Genomic DNA, 21,597 nt, shown 5'->3' on the forward strand with positions numbered 1-21,597 from the left:
GCTGCGGCGAGGGGCGGTGTTATACTGCAATTGATTGATCTCTCGACGGAAAAGCATGGATTCGCTGTACAACCTTCTCAAGCGTCCGCTACTTCATGTGGCGGGCTTCTCGTTCGTAGTGAATCTTCTGCTGCTTGTGCCGTCGTTGTTCATGCTGCAGGTGTTCGACCGCGTCTTTTCGAGCCAGAGTGGCGATACCTTGCTGGTGCTGACGCTCGGCGTCGGCATCGCACTCGCGATGATGCTTGCGCTCGACTACTTGCGCAGCCGGTTGCAGGGCGTGATCGGCAATCTCGTGTCGGACTCGCTGTCTCCGGCGGTCGCGCGGATCATGCTGGCGATGGGCGCGCAGCGTGCCGGGCGGGCGCCATCGGAAGGCTTGCGTGATGTAGCGTCGCTTCGGACCTTGTTCTCGTCTCAGGGTGTCGTTGCGCTGTTCGACGCGCCGTGGGTGGTTGTCTATGTCGCAGTGATCTTTCTTGCCCATCCCGCGCTTGGAATTGCCGCCGCCGTTTCGGCGTTGCTGATGCTCGCGTTGGCTTACTTGAACGACCGACTGACGCGGCGGGATATCGAAGGGGTGGTGAAGGCGTCGAGCGAAGCCACACGCTACCTCGAGGCTTCGCTTCAGAACGCGGAGGTCGCGCAGGTTCTGGGCATGAGCGACGCGCTGATCGCACGCTGGCGCGCCCGCAATGCCGACGTGCTGGCATTGCAGTCGCCGACGGCGCGCAAGTCGGTGGCGATGACGGCCTTTACGCGTGTCGTGCGCCAGAGCGTCCAAGTGCTGATGATGGCGCTGGGGGCCTGGCTGGTGATCAACGGTGAGGCGAGTGCCGGCGTGATGATTGCGACGACGACGCTGCTCGGCCGTGCACTCGCGCCGGTGGAGCAGGTGGTCGGAAGCTGGCGTGTGCTGGCCGAAGGACGGGTGGCATGGCGTCGACTGCAGGACTTGCTGGGCACCGCTGCGGCGGAGCCGGAGCGGATGAATCTGCCGCCGCCGGCAGGGCAACTGGTTGCACAACAACTGGTCTATCGGCCGCCGCGCGGGGACCGAACGATTCTCGCGGGTGTGTCGATGCAGTTGGAGCCGGGTGAATCGGTTGCGGTGATCGGCCCGAGCGGTGCAGGCAAGTCGACGTTGGTGCGACTGCTCACCGGTGTGTGGAAGCCGACAGCGGGCACCGTCCGCCTCGATGGGGCAGACCTCGCGGCGTGGCCGCGTGATCAGATCGGGCCCTGCATCGGATATGTGCCTCAGGACGTCGAACTGTTTGGCGGGACCGTGGCGGAGAACATCGCGCGGCTCGGTGAAGTCGATGGCGAGAAGGTCGTGCGTGCGGCGAAGCTCGCCAACTGCCACGAGATGATCCTCGGCTTGCCCGACGGCTACGATACCGTGATCGACCCGCAGAGCGCGGTGCTGTCCCCGGGGCAGCGCCAGCGCATTGCGCTGGCGCGTGCGCTGTACGGGGACCCGCGGCTGGTGATCCTCGACGAGCCGAATTCGAACCTCGACGGCGCCGGTGAACAGGCGCTGGGCGAGACACTCAAGGCGCTGCGCGGTAACACGACGGTCGTGATCGTAACGCACCGGACGACCCTGGTTCAGCACATCGACAAGATCCTGCTGATCGAAGGCGGTCGGGCGCAGAAGTTCGGGCCTGTTGCCGAGGTAATGGGAGCAATGCATGGCGGGCGCGTCGCGGGCGGTGGGCAGGTGGTGCCTCTGCCGGGAGCGGCATTGGCCCGGCCGGGAATGGAAGCAGGCGAGGCAGCACGATGAGCGGCGCAATGACTGTAGTGGGCGATTCGGTGGTTGTGCATCAGACCGAGGCCCGTCGGCTGGCGCGAAGCGGCAAGTATGTCCTGCTGGGCGGCCTGCTTCCGGCGGTGCTGTGGCTTGCCCTGGCACCCTTGAGTTCCGCGGTCGTCGCCCCGGGGGTCGTCAAGGTCGATCTCAACCGGCGCACCGTGCAGCACGCCGAAGGCGGCATCGTGAGCGAGGTAAAGGTCCGCGACGGGCAGCATGTGAAGCAGGGCGATACCTTGATCGTGCTGGGCGACGTGGGTGTCGCGGCCGATGAGAATCGCTGGACCTACCGGGTCAAGGCCGAGCGCCTCGGCATGGTGCGGCTGGAGGCCGAACAGGCCTTTGCCGGCACGCTGGCGTTTCCGGCCGACTTGGTCGAGGCGGCAGGCAAGGATGCGCGCCTGGCGGAACTGCTCGGCAAGGAGCGGGCGTTGTTCGCTGCGCATCGCAACGGGATCGTCGGCCAGTTGTCGTTGTTGAGCAGCCAGCGAACCATGGTGTTCTCGGAAATGGCCGCGCTGAAGGGGCAGATTGCGCAAGCTGAACTCGCGCTCAAGCACCAGCAGGAAGACCTCGACCGCAATCGCAGCCTGCAAAAGGATGGTTTCATTTCGACGTCCCGCATCACGCAGCTGGAAGCGAGTGTCGCGGACTATGGCGTCAAGCTCGAGGAAAAGCGCACAGATCTTGCGCGCGCCGAACAGCGGGTCGTGGAGATCGACCTGAAGGTGCGGTCGCTGGAGAGCGATTTCCGCCAGCAGGCGAGCGACCAGTTGAAAGTGACGGCTGCACGGCTGACGGAAATCGAGCAGGAGCAGCGCAAGTCGGTCGACGCGGCCGCGCGCCAGGTGATCATGTCGCCGGCGGACGGCGAGGTGATCGGCCTGAAGTTTACGACGCCAGGGGCAGTCATCGCCCCCCGTGAGCCGATCGCGGACATCGTTCCGAAGGACCCCCTGCTGGTGGTGGAAGCGCGGCTGCGCACAGAGGATTCGAGTCGCGTCACGAAGGATCAGCCCGCGGAGCTGCGCTTTACAGCCTTCAAGTACCGGACGACGAAGATGGTGCAGGGGCGGGTGAGCTATGTGTCGGCTGACCGCTTGGTCGATCAGAATGCGAACGTCGCGTACTACAGCGCCCTGATCGAGGTCGATCCGGCATCGCTGGCCGATGCCGGCAACATTCAGCTGCTGGCGGGCATGCCTGCGGAAGTCTATATCAAGGGTGAAGAACGTACGCCGCTGCAATATCTGGTCGAGCCGATCACCCAAGTCCTGCGACGCGCGGGCCGCGAGCGTTGAACCAGCGGATATTCGGAAGCGAGGCGCAGCGGCGACAGATAGAGCTGATTAATCAACTCCGATCTGTCGATAGCTGCCCAAAAATGATGCAGGATTCCGAAACCCCGTTGGCAGAAGCACTTGGCGACGCCATCCATCGGCAGCTCACAGGTTTATCCACAGCCGATGGGGACAAAGCGATGCAATACAGAGCTGTCGCCGCTTCAGGATTGCCTTGTCGAACAGGCCGCTTTCTCCCGCTGTGAAGATGTTGCTTCGCGTGCTGCCTTGGCTGGTCGGCATGGTGGTGCTGATTGCCGGGTTGGCTATAGGGATTGCGCTTGGGCGTCTGGATGCGGCACGCAAGCTCAGCGATGCGCGGAGCAGGACAATCGCCGAGCTGGCCGTCGTTCACGCGGAACTCGACGGGGTGATGAAGGAGGCGCTCAGCGGCGCAGAGGGGATCGTTCACCTCGTGCAGTACCAGGGCGACATACCGCAGGAACTCTTCGATGCGATGGCGGAACAGATCATCCGCAATCATCCGCAGATCAAGAACATCGCCTATGCCCCGGGCAATGTGATCACGCGCCTTTATCCGTTGTCGAGCAATGAAAAGGCGCTCGGGCTCGATTACCGCGCGATTCCCGAGCAGTGGCGAACCGTCGAGCGGGCGATGACCTCAGGCGTGCCCGTGCTGTCGGGACCTGTCCCGCTCGTCCAGGGGGGCTCAGCGGTGATCGTTCGCGCCCCGGTGGTGCTGAGTTCGACCGGTACTTCGGGCCGCAGCGGATATTGGGGCGTGATCTCGATTGTCGGGGACATCGACCGGATTCTGGTCGATGGCGGCGTCACGTCGTCGACATCCTTGCGCATCGGCGTCCGGGGCAAGGATGGCGAGGGCGCCGCGGGCGGACTTGTCGGGGGCGACGCGAGGGTGTTTGCCCATGATCCGGTCGTCACGAAGCTCGGTGTACCCGGGGGCGAATGGACGCTCGCCGCGATCCCGATCGACGGGTGGCCGCGGTTGGCGATCATCGACTCGCAGTATTTTCTTGCCGCGCTGGCAAATTCCTTGCTGCTTGCCTTGTTGGCCGCGATGCTTGTCGCACGTCACCGCCAGTTGCATGAGCGGCACGGGCTGCTGGAGACAGAGAGCCAGGAGCGCCAGCGCGCCGAGCGGGCCTTGCGGGACAGCAAGAATACGCTGCAGGCGATCGTCGATAACGCGCCGGCACTGATGTATATGTTCGATCTCGAAGGGCGGCTGCTGTTGTGCAATCGTCCGTTCGAGTCGATGGTCGGCCGGTCGAGCGACGAACTGCTCGGACGGACGCGCGAAGAGTTCCTGCCGACTCACATCGCCCGGCAGCATCAGGCCAACGACCACAAGGTGCTTGAGTTGGGGCGGATGTGCGAGTTCGAGGAGACGGGGCTCGACGCGCACGGCGTGCATACCTACCTGACGACGAAGTGCCCTTTGCACGATGAAAGCGGACACGCGATCGCAGTCATCGGGATGTCGACGGATATCACGCAGCGCAAGGCGTCCGAGGACGCGCTGCGCCTCGCTTCGACGGTGCTGGAATGCACCGCGGACGGCGTCGTCGTCACGGATCCGGCCGGACTGATCGTCGCGACCAATCCGGCCTTCACGGAAATCACCGGTTACGCTGCCGATGAAGTCAGGGGCAAGCGCCCGAGCATCCTCAAGTCCAGTCGTCACGAGGCCGACTTCTACCAGGCGCTCTGGAGTTCGATCACGACTGCGGGGGATTGGCAGGGTGAGATCTGGAATCGTCGCAAGAGCGGCGAGATCTTTCCCGAGTGGCTGACGATCAGCGCCGTTCGGAATGCCGACGGCAGCATCTGCAATTTCGTTGGCGTGTTCTCGGACATCTCGGCAATCAAGCGGAGCCAGGAAGACCTCGAGCGGCTCGCGCATTTCGATCCGCTCACCGCCTTGCCGAACCGTGTGCTGTTCCAGGATCGGATGCAACACGCGATCGATCGCGGCGGTCGGTATCAGCACAAGATCGGCGTGTTGCTGCTCGATCTCGACGGATTCAAGACGATCAATGACAGTCTCGGCCATCCGGTCGGCGACCAGCTGCTGCAGTTGGTTGCTGCTCGACTCAACACCTGCGTCCGTATTGAAGACACGGTCGCCCGCCTCGGCGGGGACGAATTTGCGGTCATTCTTTCCGAGCTGAGCGAAGGGACCGACGCCGTGGAGGTGATCCGGCGGATTCTTTCGGTGATCCAGGCGCCATTCCAGATGACAGGCGGCAACGGCATGGTGACGACCAGCATTGGCGTGGCCGTCTACCCGGACGACGGCGACTCGGTGACCGAGCTGATCCGCAACGCCGATGCCGCGATGTATGAAGCGAAGGGCGCGGGCAGGAATACCTATCGCTTCTATCAGCGGAGCATGACGCAGGAGGCTCAGTCGCGGCTGCATCTTGAGAATGCGCTGCGCCGGGCGATCGAGAAACGGGAGTTCGAGGTGTGGTTCCAGCCGCAGTTCAGCCTCGCGGACGGCGCTTATCTCGGAGCGGAGGCCTTGATCCGCTGGCGAGATCCGGAGCGCGGCCTAATTCCGCCAATCGAGTTTATTCCACTGGCCGAGCGCAGTGGCCTCATCATCCCGATCGGGGAGCAGGTGCTCGAGATGGTCGGCGAAGCGGCGCGGCGGTGGCTGGATGCGGGGTTGAACGTCGGGCGGCTCGGCGTCAATGTGGCAGGACCACAGATCGAACGCAGCGACTTCGTTGCGGTATTGCGTCGCGTGACCTCGCAGTGGAACCTGCCGCCCTCCGTGCTCGAGATCGAGATCACCGAAACGGTCATCATGGAGAATCCCGACCATGGACGGAAGGTGTTGAACGAGATCCAGGCACTCGGAATCACGACCGCGATCGACGATTTCGGTACCGGTTATTCGTCGCTCGCCTATCTCAAGAAATTGCCCATCGACACGATCAAGCTCGACCGCGCGTTCGTGAAGGACGTGCCTGACCATCCGTGGGATGTGGCGATTAGCCGGGCGGTCATAGCGCTGAGCCACAACCTTGGTTTCAAGGTAATTGCGGAGGGGATCGAGACCGAGGCCCAGCGGCACTTCCTCCACGATGAAGGGTGCGACGAAGGGCAGGGCTATCTCTTTGCGCGTCCGATGCCGGTGCAGGACTTCGAGACCTGGTTGCGGGCGAGGGCGACGCCGCCGGCGGCGACGGTGGGATCGCAGCGGGCGGTCAGCGACCGCCCTAGTGCGAGCTAGCTTCTTCTTGAAGCGGGAGGCTTACGTGGACGATGCCGGGCTCGTCGGAGGCACCCGCGCTGAAGCCAAAGACCTTCAACAGCTTGAGCATCGGTGCATTCTCGGCCATGACGTCGCCGGTCATTTCGTGGATGCCTCGTTGGCGCGCGTAGTCGATCATCTTGATCATCAGCTTTGACCCCAAGCCCAGGCCTTTCATGTCGGAGCGGATGATGATCGAGAATTCGGCGCTGTGCTTGTCCGGGTCGGCGATCGCGCGGATGACGCCGAGAGTTTCCGGTTGGCCGTCGTCATCCTGGGCACTGGCGATGAAGGCCATCTCGCGGTCGTAGTCGATTTGCGTCAGGCGCGCCATTTCGCTGTGCGGCAGCGTGCCGATGTAGTGGAAGAAGCGGAACAGGATATCTTCCGGCGTGAGCCGCGACATGAAGACGTAGTGCGTCGGTTCATCTTCTGGGCGGATCGGGCGCAGGACGACCGAACGGCCGTTGCGCAGCGTCGTCGTTTCTTCGAGCCCTTCCGGATAGGGACGGATCGAGAGGCGCTGCGCCTTGGGCGCTTCGGCGGAGATCTGAATGTGCGCATCGACGGCGATCACCCCTCGATCGTCGGCGAACAGCGGGTTGATGTCGAGCTCCCGGATCTCGGGCAGGTCGACGACGAGCTGTGAGACCTTTATCAGCGTCAGGGCGATCGCATCGCGATCGGCTTGCGGATGAGTGTGGTAGGCGGCGAGCATCGCGGCGGCGCGACTGCGGTCGATCAGGTCCTGGGCGAGCGGCAGGTTGAGCGGCGGCAGGCCCACGGCCATATGGCGGTAGACTTCGAGCGCGCGGCCGCCTTCGCCGAACACGATGATCGGTCCGAACAGCGGGTCGGTCGCGACGCCGATGATGAGCTGGCGGGCGTGGGCGCGCGATTCCATCCTTTGCACGGCGAAGCCGCTGACTGGGGTGTCCGGCCGCAGCGCGCCGATACGGGTGAGCATGCCTTGGGCAGCGGCCGCGGCTGCTGCAGGTGTCTCGACGTTCAACGCGACACCGCCGACTTCCCATTTGCGGCGGATGTCGCGCGACATGACGGTGACCGACACCGGTGGGCCAATGCGATCTGCGACGCGAGCTACTTCTTGCGGATTGGCGGCCAAGACGCTTTCCACGACCGGGATGCCGTAGGCGTCGAGGATCGTCTTCGCTTCCGGTTCGGTGAGGCGGGTACGGCCTTCGGCAAGGGCGCGGCGGACGATGGCGCGGGCGCGTTCGACGTCCGGCAGGAAGTCGTGTGGCATCGACGGCGGGACCTGCATCAGGACTTCGCGTGCGAGGCGGTGATTGACCATGTGCAGGAAGGCGCGTGTCGCGTGCTCCGGCGTGTCGAAGGTGGCGATCCCGGAGTCGACGAAGAGTTTGCGTTCGGCGGCCACGCTTTCGTCGCCGACCCAGCAGGTGAGAAGGTTGCCGCCCGAACTGCGGATGGTCTTGATGACCGCCTGCGCGGTGTCGATGCTGCTCGTCAATGCATTCGGGGTGTGCACGAGCAGGATCGCGTCGCCGTCGCGGTTTTCGGCGAGGATCTTGAGGACGTCATCATAGCGCTTGGGTGGCGCGTCGACGCGGATGTCGATCGGGTTGCGGCCGTCCCAGCCGGTCGGAAGCAGGCGACGCAGCCGCGTGACCGTGTTTTCCTGCAGTTCGGGCATCGTGTACCCGCCGAGGTGAAGGCTGTCCTCGGCCATGACGCCGGCGCCGCCGCCGTTGCTGACGACGACCAGCCGGTTGCCGACCATGGGCCGCGAACGGACGACCGTTTCGACGGCGCCGAAGAGTTCGTCGAGGTCGTCAACGCGCAGGATGCCGGCGCGGCGAAGCACTGCGTCGAAGACGTCGTCTTCGTCGATGAGGCCGGGGGTGTCGAGGAAGAGCGGGTCGGCGAGGGAGGCTGAAGCGCTGCGAGGGGCGCGTCCGGCCTTGATCGCGACGACCGGCTTGTTGCGGGCGGCCGAGCGCGCCGCGGCCATGAAGCTGCGGCGGTCACGGATCGATTCGATATAGAGCAGGATCGCCCGCGTTCCGGGGTCGCTGCCGAGGAAATCGAGGGCTTCGCCGAAGCCGATGTCGAGCGCGCTGCCGAGCGAGACGAAGTGGGAGAAGCCGACTTTCTTGGGCAGGGCCCAGTCGAGCACCATGGTGCCGACCGCGTCCGACTGGGATACGAAGCCGACGTTGCCGGGCTGGACGCTGACCTGGGAGAAGGTCGCGTTGAGCCCGAACTGCGGCACCATTACGCCGAGTGTGCCGCCCCCGAGCAGGCGGATGCCGTGGCGGCGGGCGGTCTCGAGGATCGTCTGGTCGAGCGGACGGCCGTCGGGGCCGATCGTGGTGGCGAGGTGACCGGCCATCACGATCGCCGCGCGGGTGCCGCGTCGCCCGAGCTGCTCGAGGATGCCAGGGATGGTCGCGGCGGGGGTGCAGATGATCGCGAGGTCTGGCGTCCGCGGCAGCGCGTCGACGTCGGGGTAGGCGAGAACGCCGCCCACGGCGTCGCGCTTGGGATTGACCGGCATGATGACGCCGGCGAAGCCGCCCGCGAGCAGGTTGCGCATCAGCACGCTGCCGATGCGGTGGGGTCGCGAGCTCGCGCCGATGACTGCGATCGACTGCGGGTTGAACAGGCTCTGCAGGTAGCGGAAGCTCATGATTCGATTCGGCGGCGCGTTCGGCTGTGTGTTTGACGACGTAAGAGGATCATCGCACGCGCCGGCACAGCAGGGCGTGGGTGACGATGTACTGGTACTTGCGAACGTGCTCGCGGATCAGCAGCGGAAACTCGGCTTCCTTGACGAGCTCGAAGCCGTCGCCGGCGAGTGTCACTCGCAGCGTGTCCGCACTGTGGACCGGGCCCTTGGCGTCCGAATAGCCCCCGAGCCAGGCACCGCGCGGCGTGAACTGCTCGAGCCAGGTGTAGGGCGAGAAGATCGCCAGCATCCCGCCGACGCGCACGAGCCCGCGCGGCCCGCCGAGACGTCCAAGCAGGGAGCGCGGACTCGGCAGGCGGCAGAGCAGGTTGGAGATCAACACCGCATCGTAGTCGGCGAGCTCGGTCGGCAGCGAACAGGCGTCCGCCTGACGGAAGCTCACGCGCTTGCGGGCGATCGCGGGATCGATCTGGGCGGTGACATGGTGGCCGAGTTCGCCCTCGTCGCGGCAGAAGTGTTCCAACACGCCGTTGCGCTTCAAGGCGTCGGCGGTATCGATGAAGGCACGGCTGAGGTCGACGCCGAGGACTTCGCGGTACGCCCGCGCGAGCTCGAAGCTCGCGCCGCCGACCGCGCAGCCGATATCGAGGGCGCGCTCCATCGGTGCTCCGCTGGCCCGTGCGCCTTCGATCAGCCAGCGCGCGCAGCGCTGCGGGAATTGACAGGCGTCGCGCGGCCCTGAGTCGAAGGGCATCTGTTCGGCGGCGCTGCCGAAGTGCAGCAGCAGGTAGTCGTCGACCATCTGCGCGCTTTCATAGACCTGGCTCGCGGCGTCTTCGGTATCGAGACGCACCGCGCCGCCGTCGTGCTCAGCCTGCACGACACGGAAGCCGGCATGCTGGAAGAAGTGTGGGCGGAAATGGAAGCGCGACCAGACGCTTGCTTCGTCGCCCGTCGAGACCCACGAGCCGCCGAGGATCATCTGGTGCTGGCCGTCGTAGCAGGGGCTGCTGAAGTCGTCGTAGTAAGGATGGACCTGGGCGCCGGGGAGCGGGTTGAAATGGTCGGCGAGCCATTGCCACACGTTGCCGAAGACGTCGCGGAAGCCCTTCGCAGTCGGGCGGCCGGCGTCCACCGGGGACGAGGAGCCGCAGCCGAGATTGAGGTTGAGCCCGCGATCGTGCAGCAGCGTGCGGCCGTCGGCTGCCATCACGGGATCGTCCGTCTCGTGGGAGACCGGGTCGCGCAGCGCGTTGTGCTCGGCCTCGCTGAGGAGCCTGTATTGCTCGCCGTCACGCTCCGACAGCCACGCGCAATAGGCGCTCGCCTCGTGCCAGTTGACCTCTGCCGGCCAGTCCCAAGGCATCTCAATGACTTCGAAGAGCGTGCGCAGGCGATACTGGTGGTATCCGGCAGGGCCTTCCGGGAGCCAGAAGGTTGGCCACTTGATGTTGCGGTATTTGCGCCATTCCCAGCCGGTTGCGGACCACCAGCGCGCTTCGCGATAGCCGCCGGCGGCAACGAAGCGATGGAACTCGCCGTTTGTGACGAGCCGTTTGCCGGCGCGAAAGGGCTGGACCTCGACCGTTCGGCTACCGTATTCATTGTCCCAGCCGTACGAAGGCCAGTCGGCCGGCTTGCCCAAGTGAACGGTCGTTGCAGGCACGGACAGGAGCTCGAGTTCCGGGTAGTCCCGGCCGGGTTGGGGTTCTGTGTTCCTTTGAGCGCTTCTGCGGGCGGACGGATGCAGGGCAGGCCACGCATCTGGGCGGCGGAGCAGATTCAGCGGCAGCTCGTGCATCAGCACCGACGAGGTTTCGAGGTGGATGCGCTCGTGCTCGAAGCCCATGAAAAGGGCCCAAAGCGGATGCGCTTGCGTGATTGGCGCATGGCCGTCGGCCAGGTCGGGGTGTTGCGCGATGACTTCGCCGACGCGCCGATACACCGTCTTCCGGTAGGCGTGCGCTTCGTCGAAGGACGGCCACAGCATCGTGTTCTTCGACATGTCGTCCCAGCGCATCTCGTCGACGCCGGTTTCGAAGATGCGCTCGAAGTAGGGGTTGATCGGCGCATCGATCAGCCCAGCCACCCGCAGCTTGTTCACATACAGTGCCGGCGGATGGCAGTAGTAGAAGAGCATCGGATGCCGTAGATGGTGGTAAGGCGGCCGATAGAAGGCCTCCTCGCCGATCAGGCCCGAGAACAGGAGTTCGGTGAGCGTCCAGCCGTTGTCGAAGTAGGCCTGGACTTCGCTGCGTGTGCAGCGGGCGAGATCGGGCAGCGGCAGTGAGGTCAGCGTGCCGTCGGGCCGCAGGCCGGGGCTGCGCGAGGGAGGGAGTCCGGTCCACCAGTCGGCCGGTCGTGGAAGCGCAAGCTGCGACTCGAACCTTCCGCTCAGGTTTTGTCGCCACGCTTCTTCGGTCGTTTCGATCGTCATCGCGGAGTCTCCTGTCCGGGGAGAATTGAAGACATGGAAGGGCTTCAGCGGCAAAGGATACCCTCGCCGTGGGCGCTATGCCATGGTAAAGCCGACCGGTGCGGAGCGTGCTTGTCTTGCATCTCTTCTACCGGTATGTGAAGATGCGGCCTCCGGATATTTCGGTGTATCTGTAACTTTCTGTTTTAAATAACAAATTTACGTCTTTTTGAAGGCCTTTTCGCGGACGGCGCGGCCGTGTCGTCGAGGATCGGCGGACTTTCGCTTGGAGCGGAAAGGCGTGGTACGCGAATGGCTTTCTTGGGTGGTCTGTCTCTGAATTTCCTGCCGGCCGAAGTGCCGGCGCAAATGCCCGCGCAGTGGTGGGATGAGGTATTGGGGGTTGCGGTGTACGGCGGGGTTTCGCCGACCGGCTGGCCGCAGTACGTTCCCTCGGTCCATGTCTCGATGCCGCCGCTTTCCGGGGCTGATGGAGCGTGCGAGGTGTGGCGAGCCCGCGGTCCGCTGGTCGACGGGACGCTGGCCGGGATCCGCTATCGCCGCAACGAGTCGGTGATCTTCGGATGTATCGAGCTGCCGGAAGGCGAATTCGCCGGCCAGGATATGGCCGAGTCACCGTCGGGGCTGCACCGCGCGACGCGTTCGATCTACGAACGGCTGTTTACGCTGCTCGATGAGATGCGCTATCCCGGCCTGCTCCGGGTGTGGAACTACCTGCCGGGCATCAACTTGGAGACGGACGGGAGCGAGCGTTACTGGCAGTTCAATGCCGGCCGGCAGGATGCCTTCATCCAGTGCGGGCGGACGACCGGCGGTAACGTGCCCGCAGCCTGCGCGCTGGGTTCCGCCGCCGGCCCGGTCGCTCTGTACTTCATCGCTGCGCGCGAGGCGCCGGTTGCGATCGAGAACCCGCGCCAGGTCAGTGCCTATCGCTACCCTGAGCGCTACGGTCCACGCAGTCCGACCTTTGCACGAGCGGGTTTGTCGCGACCACATGGATCGCCGCTGCTTTTCGTGTCGGGCACAGCGAGCATCGTCGGCCATGAGACCTGCCATCACGGCGACGCGACCGCTCAGACCGTGGAATCGCTGCGCAATATCGAGGCGGTCCTGACGGAGGCGCGGCGACATGCCGTCGACGCGCGATTCGGATTGCAGGATCTCGCGTACAAGGTCTATGTACGCAATCCGGACGAATTCGAGATCGTGCAGTCTGCGTTCGAGGCGCATCTCGCATGCGACGTGCCCGTTCTCTACCTGCAGGCGGATGTCTGCCGCAGCGACTTGCTGGTGGAGGTCGAAGCGTCGGCCGGACATGGGGTGGAGTACGCGCTGTGACCGGAGCGCGGCGTGAGTGAGACGTCGCGGAAGGCGCTGCCCCGCCTCCTGCGCAGGCTGCGCGAGTACGCAATGCTCTATCTGGGCCTCGGCTATCTTGGGGCGATCTGCCTCGCGTGGACACCGTTCGCGATCGTGCTGCATCCGCTGCTGCCATCCAGGGTGGGACGGCGGCTTGGACGCTTTGTCATCAACCGGGGGTTTCACGGCTATCTGCGTTTCCTGACCGGGATCGGGGCCTGCCGCTTCGATCTTTCGGCGCTGGATGCGCTGCGCGGGCAGGGACCGCTGATCCTTGCGCCGAATCATCCCTGCCTGCTCGACGCGGTGATGGTGATTTCGCGGCTACCGGACGTGGCCTGCGTCATGAAGGCCGGGCTGATGGACAATGTCTTTCTCGGCGCCGGGGCGCGGATGGCGCGCTATATCCGTAACGACTCGCCGCTGCGCATGGTCGGAAATGCAACGGAAGATCTCGCCGCCGGCAGCTTCCTGCTGGTGTTCCCGGAGGGCACGCGGACGACACGCCGGCCCGTGAATCCGCTGACGGCGAGCGTCGGCCTGATCTCGCGGCGGAGCAGGGTGCCGGTGCAGACGATCTTCATCGAGACCGAATCGTCTTATCTGTGTAAGGGATGGCCGCTGTTCCGCAAGCCCGAAATGCCTGTAACCTACAGGGTGAGGCTCGGTCGCCGTTTCGACCCCCCCGCGAAGGTCCAACCCTTCATGGCTGAACTCGAAGCGTATTTTGCTGCCGAACTGGCACACGCGGTCCTGCCGGAATTGCCGGTGCAGGCGCGTGCCTCTGCGTCGCCTGTCGACGCCTGAAACTGCTACAGAATGTCATGACCCGAGAATCGGCCACCCTACCGAACTTCACTCCGGCACCGGTGCCCGCGGAGACGTCCGCCGCGACGCATTTGTTGCTGATTCCGAGCTACAACCCGGGTCCGAAGGTCTATGACACGGTTCGTGCCGCACGTCAGGAGTGGATGCCGGTGTGGGTCGTCGTCGATGGCAGTACGGACGGAACCACCGAAGGGCTGCGCCGGATGGCGTCCGACGATCCGGGCTTGCGTGTTATCGTGCTGCCGGAAAACGGCGGCAAGGGCGCGGCGGTGCTGCACGGCATCGAGCAGGCAGCGGTGCTGGGTTTCACCCATGTGCTGACGATGGACTCGGACGGGCAGCATCCATCGGCGATGATTCCGGAGTTCATGGCCGTGTCCTCGGCGCGGCCGGAGGCGATGATCCTCGGCATGCCGGTTTTCGACTCCAGTGCGCCGTCAGTGCGCGTGCGGGGCCGCAAGGTATCGAACTGGTGGGCCAATCTGGAGACGCTGTGGACGGGTATCGGCGACTCGCTGTTCGGCTTCCGCGTCTACCCGATCGCGCCGCTGATCCGCGTGATGCGCGGCCAGCGCTGGATGCGACGTTTCGATTTCGATCCCGAAGCGGTCGTGCGCATGGCCTGGGCGGGCGTGCCGCCGGTCAATGTACCGGCGCCGGTGAAGTATTTCCGTCCGGAAGAGGGCGGTGTGTCGCACTTCAAATATCTGCGCGACAACGTGCTGCTCACCTGGATGCACACGCGGCTGTTCTGCGGCTTCCTGGTCCGGCTACCTGCCCTGGCGATGCGTCGCCTTAAATCATCCCGCCGTTGATCGAAATCACTTGGCCGCTGATATAGGCGGCCTGGGCGGAGGCGAGGAATCCCACGAGGTCGGCGACTTCCTCGGGCTGGCCGGCGCGCTTCATCGGCACCATCCGCGAGATCGCGTCGGCGTCGAAGGCGCCTTCGCTCATCGCCGTATCGATGATTCCCGGCGCAACGACATTGACGGTGATCCCCCGGCTTGCGACTTCGAGCGACAATGACTTGCTCGCTGCATGCAATGCGCCCTTCGCCGCCGAATAGTTGACTTGGCCGCGGTTGCCGGTGATCGCCGCGACCGACGATACGGTGATGATGCGGCCCCAGCGCGTGCGAATCATCGGCAGGGTCAGGGGCTGGGTGACATTGAAGAACCCGTTCAGCGACACGTCGATCACACGCTGCCACTGCTCGGCGCGCATCCCGGGGAAGACAGCATCGTCGTGGATGCCTGCATTGTTGACGAGGATCTGGATCGGCGCCTCGGCCGTGATCATATCCAGCGCGGCGGCGGTTGCCGTGGCATCGGTGATGTCGAAGGCGATTGCGGCGGCACTGCCACCGGCCTCCCGGATCTCGCTGGCGAGCGCTTCCGCCTTGTCGATGCGACTATTCGCGTGGATGAAGACGTGATGACCGTCGTGGGCGAGACGACGGCAGATGGCGGCGCCGATGCCGCCGCTGCCGCCGGTGACGAGGGCATTTTTCAAGCGGAACTCCTGGTGGCCCGGCCCGCATCGCCGGATGCGAGGACATCGGCGTCGAGAATGACGGCGGCGCGCCCGCTGACGAGCGCGGCGCCGGCGGCGGCCACGGTGAAGGTGTAGAGGATCTGGTTGCCGTTGCCGGTCAGGCGTTCGGCGCGGATGTCGAGCGGTCCGCTGACGGTATCGAGCCTATCCACGGCGAATTCGACCCCGCGCACGCTGGCAAGATAGCCGGGCCGCGGCGCACCGCCGGGTGGCGCGACCAGGGCGCCATGGACCGCCATGGCCTGGGCGGCATATTCGATTGCGCTCGTTGCCGGCAGGCCCCAGACTTCGCGTAGCGGATTCGCTTCGTCATGGTGGCTGGTCGCGTGGCAGCGAATCGAATCCGCATTCCATTCGTCGACGCCCGCGAGCAGGCACATGCTGCCCTGGTGAGGAATGCGCGCTGCGATGGCGTCGCGATCCAGCGTTCGAGGACCCCCGCTCACGTCGAGAACTCCACGGCCATTTGCGCATGGTCGAGGTAGTCAAGGACGATGCGGCCCAGCGTGCCGTTCGCGATGGCGGCGAGGAGCGGCAGGCTGCGGGCGGCGGGAATGGCTTTTCTCAGGCTTTCCAGTTCGGAGTCCGGCAGCGTGACTGCGGCGTCCGTCGTCAGGGCCACGGAGAGGCGACCGATGGGTTGTTCGCCCGGAGTGGGTGCGAGCAGCATCGCGACGCCGAAGGCGTCCGGAATCGGGCGCGTCGCGCGCAGAGGTTCAGGGTAATCGGCGTCGTAGGCGATCAGCAGGCAAGGCACGTCGTCGACCGTGACCTGGGCGAGCGCTTCCAGCAGGCCGGCCCCGAAACTGCCGTCGTAGGCACAGAGGACGGCGGACGGGGCCGTGGCGCCGGTCGCGATGCTCCAGTAGCCGGCGGCGGCGTTGTGCACGGAATTGTGGAAGCGCGTCGGAGAGATCTGACGGTCGTCCGAGGCGAGGGTCTCGCAGATCTGATGGCAGTTGAGCCCGTCGCCGCCGGAGGACGTGAAGATCGTGGTGAGCGTCGAGGCGTCGGCGCCGGCAGCGGCGGCCGCCTGTAGGCCGACCGAGAGGGCCAGTTTGACGACCTTCACGGCACGGCGGCGTTCGGCGGGCGGCAGCAGTTCGGGCGCGGTCAGCACCGTCGGAGCGAAAGTCCAGGACTGTTGTCGGCGCAGAACGGCGGCGGTGGTGGGCCAGTCAGGTAGGCCCGGCCCGAGGACGCCGATCCCGTGGATCCAGGCAGAAAGCGATACGGTCATGAAGTTCTTATCCTGCTCGGCCGAGAATCAGGCTGCAGTTGGTGCCGCCGAATCCGAAGGAGTTGCTCAGCGCGCGACGCACTGGCTGACGCCGTGTCGCGAGCAGATAGTCGAGGCCCGGTTCGGGATCGCGCGTGCCGGCGCTCGCAGGCAGGAAGCCGTCCCGCAGCGTTAGGGCCGAGATGACCGCCTCGACCCCGCCGGCAGCGCCCAGCGTGTGGCCGGTCGCACCCTTGGTGGAGCTGCAGGGCACACGGGTGCCGAACATCGCCGCGACGGCCTTGCCTTCGGCGGCGTCGTTGCTCGGGGTGGAGGTGCCGTGCAGGTTGATGTAGTCGATGTCGGCCACCGTGAGCCCGGCGGACGCGAGAGCGGCTTCCATCGCCTCGCGCGCACCCCGGCCTTCCGGATGCGGTGAGGACATGTGGTAGGCGTCGCTCGACTCGCCGACGCCCAGCAGCAGGATCGCGTCGTCGGCAAGCGTGACGGCGGGCCGTTCGAGCAGCGCGAACGCAGCGGCTTCGCCGATCGAGATGCCGTCGCGATTTCGGTCGAAGGGGCGGCAGGCGTCGGGCGAGGTGAGTTCGAGCGAGTTGAAGCCGTAGAGCGTGGTCAGACACAGCGAGTCCACGCCGCCTACGACGGCCGCGTCGATCAGCCCCGCGGCAATCATGCGGGCGGCGGATGCAAACACCTTGGCGCTCGACGAACAGGCTGACGAGACCACCACAGCTGGGCCGGTGAGGCCGAGCCATGCTTGCACGAACGCTCCGACGGAGTAGGTGTTGTGCGAGCCGGCGTAGTGGAAGTCCGCGGGCAGCGCGCCCGTGTCGGGATCGCGTCGCCGATAGGCCAGTTCGGTTTCGAGGATGCCTGCCGTGCTCGTCCCGAGGAAGAGGCCGATCCGGTCCTTGCCGTAGCGTTGCGCGGCGTCTTGCACGGCTTCGGCAAAGCCGTCCTGCACGAGGCCGATTTGGGCGAGGCGGTTGTTGCGGCAGTCGAAAGCGGAAAGGTGAGCCGGCAGGACTTCGTCATCGACGCCCTCGACTTCGCCGACCCAGGTCTGCAGCGCGACCGTTTCGAAGTGGCAGGGCTTCAGCCCTGAGCGACCGGCGAGCAGCGCGTCGCGCAAGGGCTCGATCCCGCGGCCGAGGCAGGTGGTGGCGGTATAGCGGGAGATCTGGAACGGGGTCACGACAAACCGGGAAAGCGAAAAGTATCTATTTTAGCAAAATGCACCGGTCGTCCGTCGGCGCCTGGATCGCCCATATCATTTCTGGCCGTCGCGAGCTGAGTTGCCGACATTCCGTAGCGCCGGCAGTTGCGGTGATCAGGCGCGGGCGGCGGTCAGCGTGACCGGCTTGAGGCGGGCGTCAGCACACGTAGCCAAGAGCTGGGGCAGGACTTGCAGGATGACGGGGACCCCGCGATCGTCGCGTGCCGCATTGGCGTCATGCAGCAGCAGGATGTCGCCCCCGCGCAGGCCGTCGAGCAGCCGTGCGGTCACGGATTGCGGATTGCCGTTGCGGGTGTCGTAGGCGCGCCGCGTCCACGCTGCGAGTTGCAGATCCAGTTTCGCGAGTGCCGGCTCGAGGAAGGGATTGCGCAGGCCGGCCGGGGCGCGGAAAAAGCACGGCGTGACGCCGCAGATGTCTTCGATCGTGCGTTGCGCGGCGGTGATTTCGGCTTCGAGCCAGTGGGGGCCGTGTAGCGAAAAGGTTTTCAGGTGGCGCTGGCTGTGATTTTCGACAGCATGGCCGCGTGCGACGATCTCGCGTGAGATGGCGGGGTGGCGTCGTACGGCGTCGCCGATCACGAAGAAGGTCGCTCGGACGGTGTGGCGGTCCAGGAGGTCGAGCACGCGCGGGGTGACGTCGGGATCGGGTCCGTCGTCGATCGTGATGGCAATTTCGCCGCGTGCGGCCGCGGAGTCCGGTAATCGCGTCCAGTTCGGCCCGAGCAGCTGGCAACGCGGCAGGAGGCCGGCCGCTGTGATGACGCCATGGTTTGCCGCGATCGCCGCGAGCGCCCAGGGCCAGGCTTCGGGGCGGAGCATGGCACCGGTCGCTGCGGCTGCGTGTAGGGCGGCCGAAGCGTGGATCAGCGGGCCGGGTTTCCAGGGGCGGGGCACGTCGGCCTCACGAGGACGGCGGAAAAGATCAGCGCCAGGATCGCGCCCGGGCCCACCGTGCAGCCGAAGGCTTGCAGCACAGGTACGGACGAGAATGCCAGCACGCCGAATCCGGTGACGGTGGTCAGGTTGGCGAAGAGGAGCGATGCGAGCGTGCGTGGCGCAGGCGTCGAGGCGACGGTATCGTTGTCAAAGAAGAGCGCGTAGTTTGAGCCCACGGCGACGATCAGCAGCAGCCCGACGAGGTGCAGGATCGTCAGCGAAACACCAGCCGTGACGAGTCCCGCGATGACGACCAGTACCGCTGCCGCAAGGGGCGTCAGGACTTGCAGGACGCGCATCGGGTGTCGCAAGGCGAATCCCAGCAGCACGATGATCGCGACGAGACCGGCGCACGACAGCACGGCTGCCTCGCGCAGGTAGCCGGAGTAGAGGCGCTCCGATTCGCCCTTCATGTCGATGAACAGCGCATCGGGCGCTGTCTGCTTGAGGACGGTACGTACGCGGTCGGCGTCGACCGACTGTGCATGTGGGCCGGTCGTCGGGGCGCGCAAGGGGATCAGCGCGCTCCATCCGCCGTTCTGTGCGATCAGCATGGAATCGACGGCGAGGGCGAAGCTGGTGCCCGCAAGCGCTTCGCGCGTCAGCAGCGGGCGCGAGCGGGCAGCCTCGACATCGGCGATGAAGGGGGCGAGGCGGGCGGCCGGGAGCGGCAATCCGGCCGTGGCGGGTCCGAGGCGGTGCTCGAGTGTTCCGGCGTCCGGCAGGCTCGCACGGCGCGCGGCCTGGCGGGCCTGGGAAGGCAGGTAGCGGCCGGGGCTCTCGTAGCTGCCGATGGCGCCGTCATCGACAAGGCCGTCGAGCTGCGTGCCGACCGCCTCTGCGGCCTCCAGCGTCGCTTCCGGGGTCTCACCCCTGACCACGATCATGTAGCGCACGTCGGGGGCGCCCAGGTCGCTGCGCAATTGCATGTCCAGGGCCTGATCGGCGTCCGGCACCGGGCTCAGCGCCGACAACTCGCGATTCCATACCGTGTCGCGCTGGACCCACACGATGCCTGCCGCGATCAGTGCGACGACGATCAGCGCACGGCGTAGGGGATGTGCCGCCTTGACGAGCGCAGCCAGGCGCTCGCCGAAGGGCGTGACGTCGCGGATCGCGAAGCCCGGCGGGAGCAGGTGCGGCAGGATGAAGCGCGTGCTGAGCGCAGCGGCGATCAGTCCGGCGATCGTGTACAGCCCGAGTTGAGAAAGGCCCGGAAAGCCGGAAAACATCAGCGCCGCAAAGCCGCAGATGGAGGTCATCACTCCGAGGCGGATGGTGGGCCAGAATGCGGGCGGCGCGACCGAGCCGTCTGTTTGCGGGGACGTCTTGTTGTCGGACTGGACGAAGAGGTAGATCGCGTAGTCCACGGCTTCGCCGATCAGCGTCGTGCCGAAGCCGAGCGTGATGCCGTGCACGCTACCGAATCCGAGGCTGACAGCGACGATGCCCGCCAGTGCTCCCGACGCTACGGGCAGCAGGCCCAGCACCAGCGCGGTCGGCGAGCGGTAGATGAAGAGCAGCAGGGCGACGATGAGCGAGGTCGAGACGATCGCGAGGCGGCCGACTTCGTCCTGGATGCCTGATCGCGACGCGACGGCGAATACGCCTGGGCCGGTCAGCAGCAGTCTGATTTCCGCAGGGCTTTTCCCGGCGTCGACGACGGCTCGGAGGAAAGTTGCGCGCAAGGTTTCGATCGCGGCCTGTTGCGCGTCGAGGTCGGACCCCGAAGCCCGGGTCTGAGCGAGAAGCAGGGCCCGCGACCGGTCGCGCGAAACCCAGATGCCGTCGGCCGTGGCGGGGCGGTTGCCACCGTCGAGGCGCTCGAGGAGCTGCATCAGCTCGCCGGTGGGGTCGCGCGGCAGAAGGGACTTCGTGAGCATACCCACGGGGGAGGCGAGCAGGTCGATCGATTCGGCGATGGCCTCATGCAGCCCGTCTTCCGTGAAACGCTCGGGGTTGACGGCGGGGCTTAGCAGGTAGCGGTTCTCGAACAGCAGCTTCTGGTCGCGTTCGCGATGCACGGCTTCGCCATTGGCGACGCTCACGAAGGCGGGATCGTCGCGCAAGGCTTCGCCGAGGGTGCGCGACACGGTTGCACGCGTCTGTGGGTCACCCCCTTCGATGCCGACCAGCAGGAGGCGGGACACCATGCCGTCGCGCAATTGATCGATCAGTAGGCGCTGCTCGGCCGTCGGTGCGTCGGGCAGGAAGGCCGACAGGTCAGTCGTGAAGCGCGTCTGGACGATGACGGCGATGCTGGCGATGACGAGGCCCAGCCACAGCAGCAGCGCGGCGAGCGGGCGACGCTTCACTGCGCGGCTCCGACGGCGGCGATCTCCATGACCGAGCGGTCGCCGTCGGCCTGACGGATCTCGATCTCGCGCAGCTGTGCGCGGCTGCCCTTGATGTCGATGCGCAGCACGAGTTCGGCCATCCGCGGGTCCCGCGGCAGCAGTGTCAGCGTCCAGTTGTCGGGATTCCCGGCCAGATGAAGCGCATAGGTGCGTTCCAGCGTTGCGCGATCGCCTACGAGCGTCGCGCGGATGCTGTCGACGAAGGCCGCGACTTCGCGATAGTCGGAGAGCTGCACGACGTATTGTTTCTTTCCGCGATTGACGGTGACGGTGTTGCCTTCGAGCACCAGCGATTCGGGCTTGGGCTTCAGCGTGATCTTTTCGAGGCGGTCCGGTGCGCGAAAGCGCAGCTCGCCGGACGATTCCACCGGCTGGTCGAGGACGGCGAGGTACTTGCGCTCGACGAAGGTCGCCTGGCCGCTCGTCTGGTGGCTCAGGGATTGCATCAGGCGATCGACGGTCCAGTCCGGCGAGGCAGCAAAGCCGGCGGGGCAGGCCAGCAGCGCCCATATGGCGAGCAGGCCGGACCGCAGCCGACGGGAAAACCGGACGACACTCACATTGCACTCCAA

At 65.8% G+C, this 21,597-nt stretch carries 15 protein-coding genes; 6 read left to right on the plus strand and 9 right to left on the minus strand.

What is annotated here, in order from left to right:
• Nucleotides 1–55 precede the first annotated feature (55 nt).
• From VJ673_RS17360 to VJ673_RS17370, 3 genes are all read left to right on the plus strand, one after another.
• On the plus strand, nt 56–1,789 hold the full coding sequence (locus VJ673_RS17360; RefSeq protein ID WP_324127413.1) for a type I secretion system permease/ATPase: 1,734 nt from the start codon (nt 56–58) through the stop codon (nt 1,787–1,789).
• Nucleotides 1,786–3,117: an HlyD family type I secretion periplasmic adaptor subunit gene (locus VJ673_RS17365; protein ID WP_324127414.1), complete on the plus strand. Its 1,332-nt coding sequence runs from the start codon at nt 1,786–1,788 to the stop codon at nt 3,115–3,117. Before VJ673_RS17360 ends, VJ673_RS17365 begins: the two co-directional genes overlap by 4 nt.
• 247 nt (nt 3,118–3,364) lie before the next feature.
• Nucleotides 3,365–6,379, plus strand: a complete 3,015-nt coding sequence (locus VJ673_RS17370) for a bifunctional diguanylate cyclase/phosphodiesterase (protein ID WP_324127472.1) — start codon at nt 3,365–3,367, stop codon at nt 6,377–6,379.
• Here the strand turns inward: VJ673_RS17370 and VJ673_RS17375 are convergent.
• Together VJ673_RS17375 and ovoA are read right to left on the minus strand one after the other, a co-directional pair.
• Complete coding sequence (locus VJ673_RS17375; RefSeq protein WP_324127415.1) at nt 6,366–9,074, minus strand: bifunctional acetate--CoA ligase family protein/GNAT family N-acetyltransferase; 2,709 nt, start codon at nt 9,072–9,074, stop codon at nt 6,366–6,368. The two genes, VJ673_RS17370 and VJ673_RS17375, sit on opposite strands and share 14 nt — an antisense overlap.
• Nucleotides 9,075–9,123: 49 nt before the next feature.
• Entirely contained in the window at nt 9,124–11,511 is a 2,388-nt protein-coding gene (gene ovoA, locus VJ673_RS17380) for a 5-histidylcysteine sulfoxide synthase (RefSeq protein ID WP_324127416.1), read from the minus strand.
• Nucleotides 11,512–11,802: 291 nt separating this feature from the next.
• On the opposite strand from ovoA, the gene VJ673_RS17385 reads away from it, so the two are divergent.
• The 3 genes from VJ673_RS17385 to VJ673_RS17395 are packed head-to-tail and all read left to right on the plus strand — an operon-like array spanning nt 11,803 to nt 14,513.
• Nucleotides 11,803–12,849, plus strand: coding sequence for a chorismate transformation FkbO/Hyg5 family protein (locus VJ673_RS17385; RefSeq protein ID WP_324127417.1), 1,047 nt, complete (start codon nt 11,803–11,805; stop codon nt 12,847–12,849).
• Nucleotides 12,850–12,861: 12 nt separating this feature from the next.
• On the plus strand, nt 12,862–13,677 hold the full coding sequence (locus tag VJ673_RS17390; RefSeq protein ID WP_324127418.1) for a lysophospholipid acyltransferase family protein: 816 nt from the start codon (nt 12,862–12,864) through the stop codon (nt 13,675–13,677).
• 17 nt (nt 13,678–13,694) lie between these two features.
• Nucleotides 13,695–14,513, plus strand: coding sequence for a glycosyltransferase family 2 protein (locus tag VJ673_RS17395; protein ID WP_324127419.1), 819 nt, complete (start codon nt 13,695–13,697; stop codon nt 14,511–14,513).
• On the opposite strand, the gene fabG is transcribed toward VJ673_RS17395, so the two are convergent.
• The 7 genes from fabG to VJ673_RS17430 all read right to left on the minus strand — a co-directional run bounded on the left by fabG (nt 14,494) and on the right by VJ673_RS17430 (nt 21,585).
• A complete protein-coding gene (gene fabG, locus VJ673_RS17400) occupies nt 14,494–15,213 on the minus strand; it encodes a 3-oxoacyl-ACP reductase FabG (RefSeq protein ID WP_324127420.1) in 720 nt (239 codons plus the stop codon). The genes VJ673_RS17395 and fabG overlap by 20 nt on opposite strands.
• Entirely contained in the window at nt 15,210–15,701 is a 492-nt protein-coding gene (locus VJ673_RS17405; RefSeq protein ID WP_324127421.1) for a hotdog family protein, read from the minus strand. Before VJ673_RS17405 ends, fabG begins: the two co-directional genes overlap by 4 nt.
• Nucleotides 15,698–16,495: a beta-ketoacyl synthase chain length factor gene (locus VJ673_RS17410; RefSeq protein WP_324127422.1), complete on the minus strand. Its 798-nt coding sequence runs from the start codon at nt 16,493–16,495 to the stop codon at nt 15,698–15,700. The genes VJ673_RS17405 and VJ673_RS17410 overlap by 4 nt, the downstream gene beginning before the upstream one ends.
• 7 nt (nt 16,496–16,502) lie before the next feature.
• Nucleotides 16,503–17,690 (minus strand): beta-ketoacyl-[acyl-carrier-protein] synthase family protein, encoded by a 1,188-nt coding sequence (locus tag VJ673_RS17415; RefSeq protein WP_324127423.1) that lies wholly within the window; start codon nt 17,688–17,690, stop codon nt 16,503–16,505.
• Nucleotides 17,691–17,825: 135 nt separating this feature from the next.
• Nucleotides 17,826–18,626: a polysaccharide deacetylase family protein gene (locus VJ673_RS17420; RefSeq protein WP_324127424.1), complete on the minus strand. Its 801-nt coding sequence runs from the start codon at nt 18,624–18,626 to the stop codon at nt 17,826–17,828.
• Nucleotides 18,596–20,983, minus strand: a complete 2,388-nt coding sequence (locus VJ673_RS17425) for an MMPL family transporter (protein ID WP_324127425.1) — start codon at nt 20,981–20,983, stop codon at nt 18,596–18,598. The genes VJ673_RS17420 and VJ673_RS17425 overlap by 31 nt, the downstream gene beginning before the upstream one ends.
• Nucleotides 20,980–21,585 carry a LolA-related protein gene (locus tag VJ673_RS17430; protein ID WP_324127426.1) on the minus strand — a complete coding sequence of 202 codons (606 nt, stop codon included), beginning with the start codon at nt 21,583–21,585 and terminating at the stop codon, nt 20,980–20,982. Before VJ673_RS17430 ends, VJ673_RS17425 begins: the two co-directional genes overlap by 4 nt.
• Nucleotides 21,586–21,597: the final 12 nt, after the last annotated feature.

The sequence above is a fragment of the Aromatoleum sp. genome (genome assembly GCF_035254505.1).
Taxonomy (GTDB): Bacteria; Pseudomonadota; Gammaproteobacteria; order Burkholderiales; family Rhodocyclaceae; genus Aromatoleum.

Excerpts from the sequence above, each read along its gene's own strand:
- VJ673_RS17360 (WP_324127413.1), top strand. The coding sequence starts at position 56 with ATGGATTCGCTGTACAACCTTCTCAAGCGTCCGCTACTTCATGTGGCG.
- VJ673_RS17365 (WP_324127414.1), top strand. The coding sequence starts at position 1,786 with ATGAGCGGCGCAATGACTGTAGTGGGCGATTCGGTGGTTGTGCATCAG.
- VJ673_RS17370 (WP_324127472.1), top strand. The coding sequence starts at position 3,365 with ATGTTGCTTCGCGTGCTGCCTTGGCTGGTCGGCATGGTGGTGCTGATT.
- VJ673_RS17375 (WP_324127415.1), bottom strand. The coding sequence starts at position 9,074 with ATGAGCTTCCGCTACCTGCAGAGCCTGTTCAACCCGCAGTCGATCGCA.
- ovoA (WP_324127416.1), bottom strand. The coding sequence starts at position 11,511 with ATGACGATCGAAACGACCGAAGAAGCGTGGCGACAAAACCTGAGCGGA.
- VJ673_RS17385 (WP_324127417.1), top strand. The coding sequence starts at position 11,803 with ATGGCTTTCTTGGGTGGTCTGTCTCTGAATTTCCTGCCGGCCGAAGTG.
- VJ673_RS17395 (WP_324127419.1), top strand. The coding sequence starts at position 13,695 with ATGACCCGAGAATCGGCCACCCTACCGAACTTCACTCCGGCACCGGTG.
- VJ673_RS17410 (WP_324127422.1), bottom strand. The coding sequence starts at position 16,495 with ATGACCGTATCGCTTTCTGCCTGGATCCACGGGATCGGCGTCCTCGGG.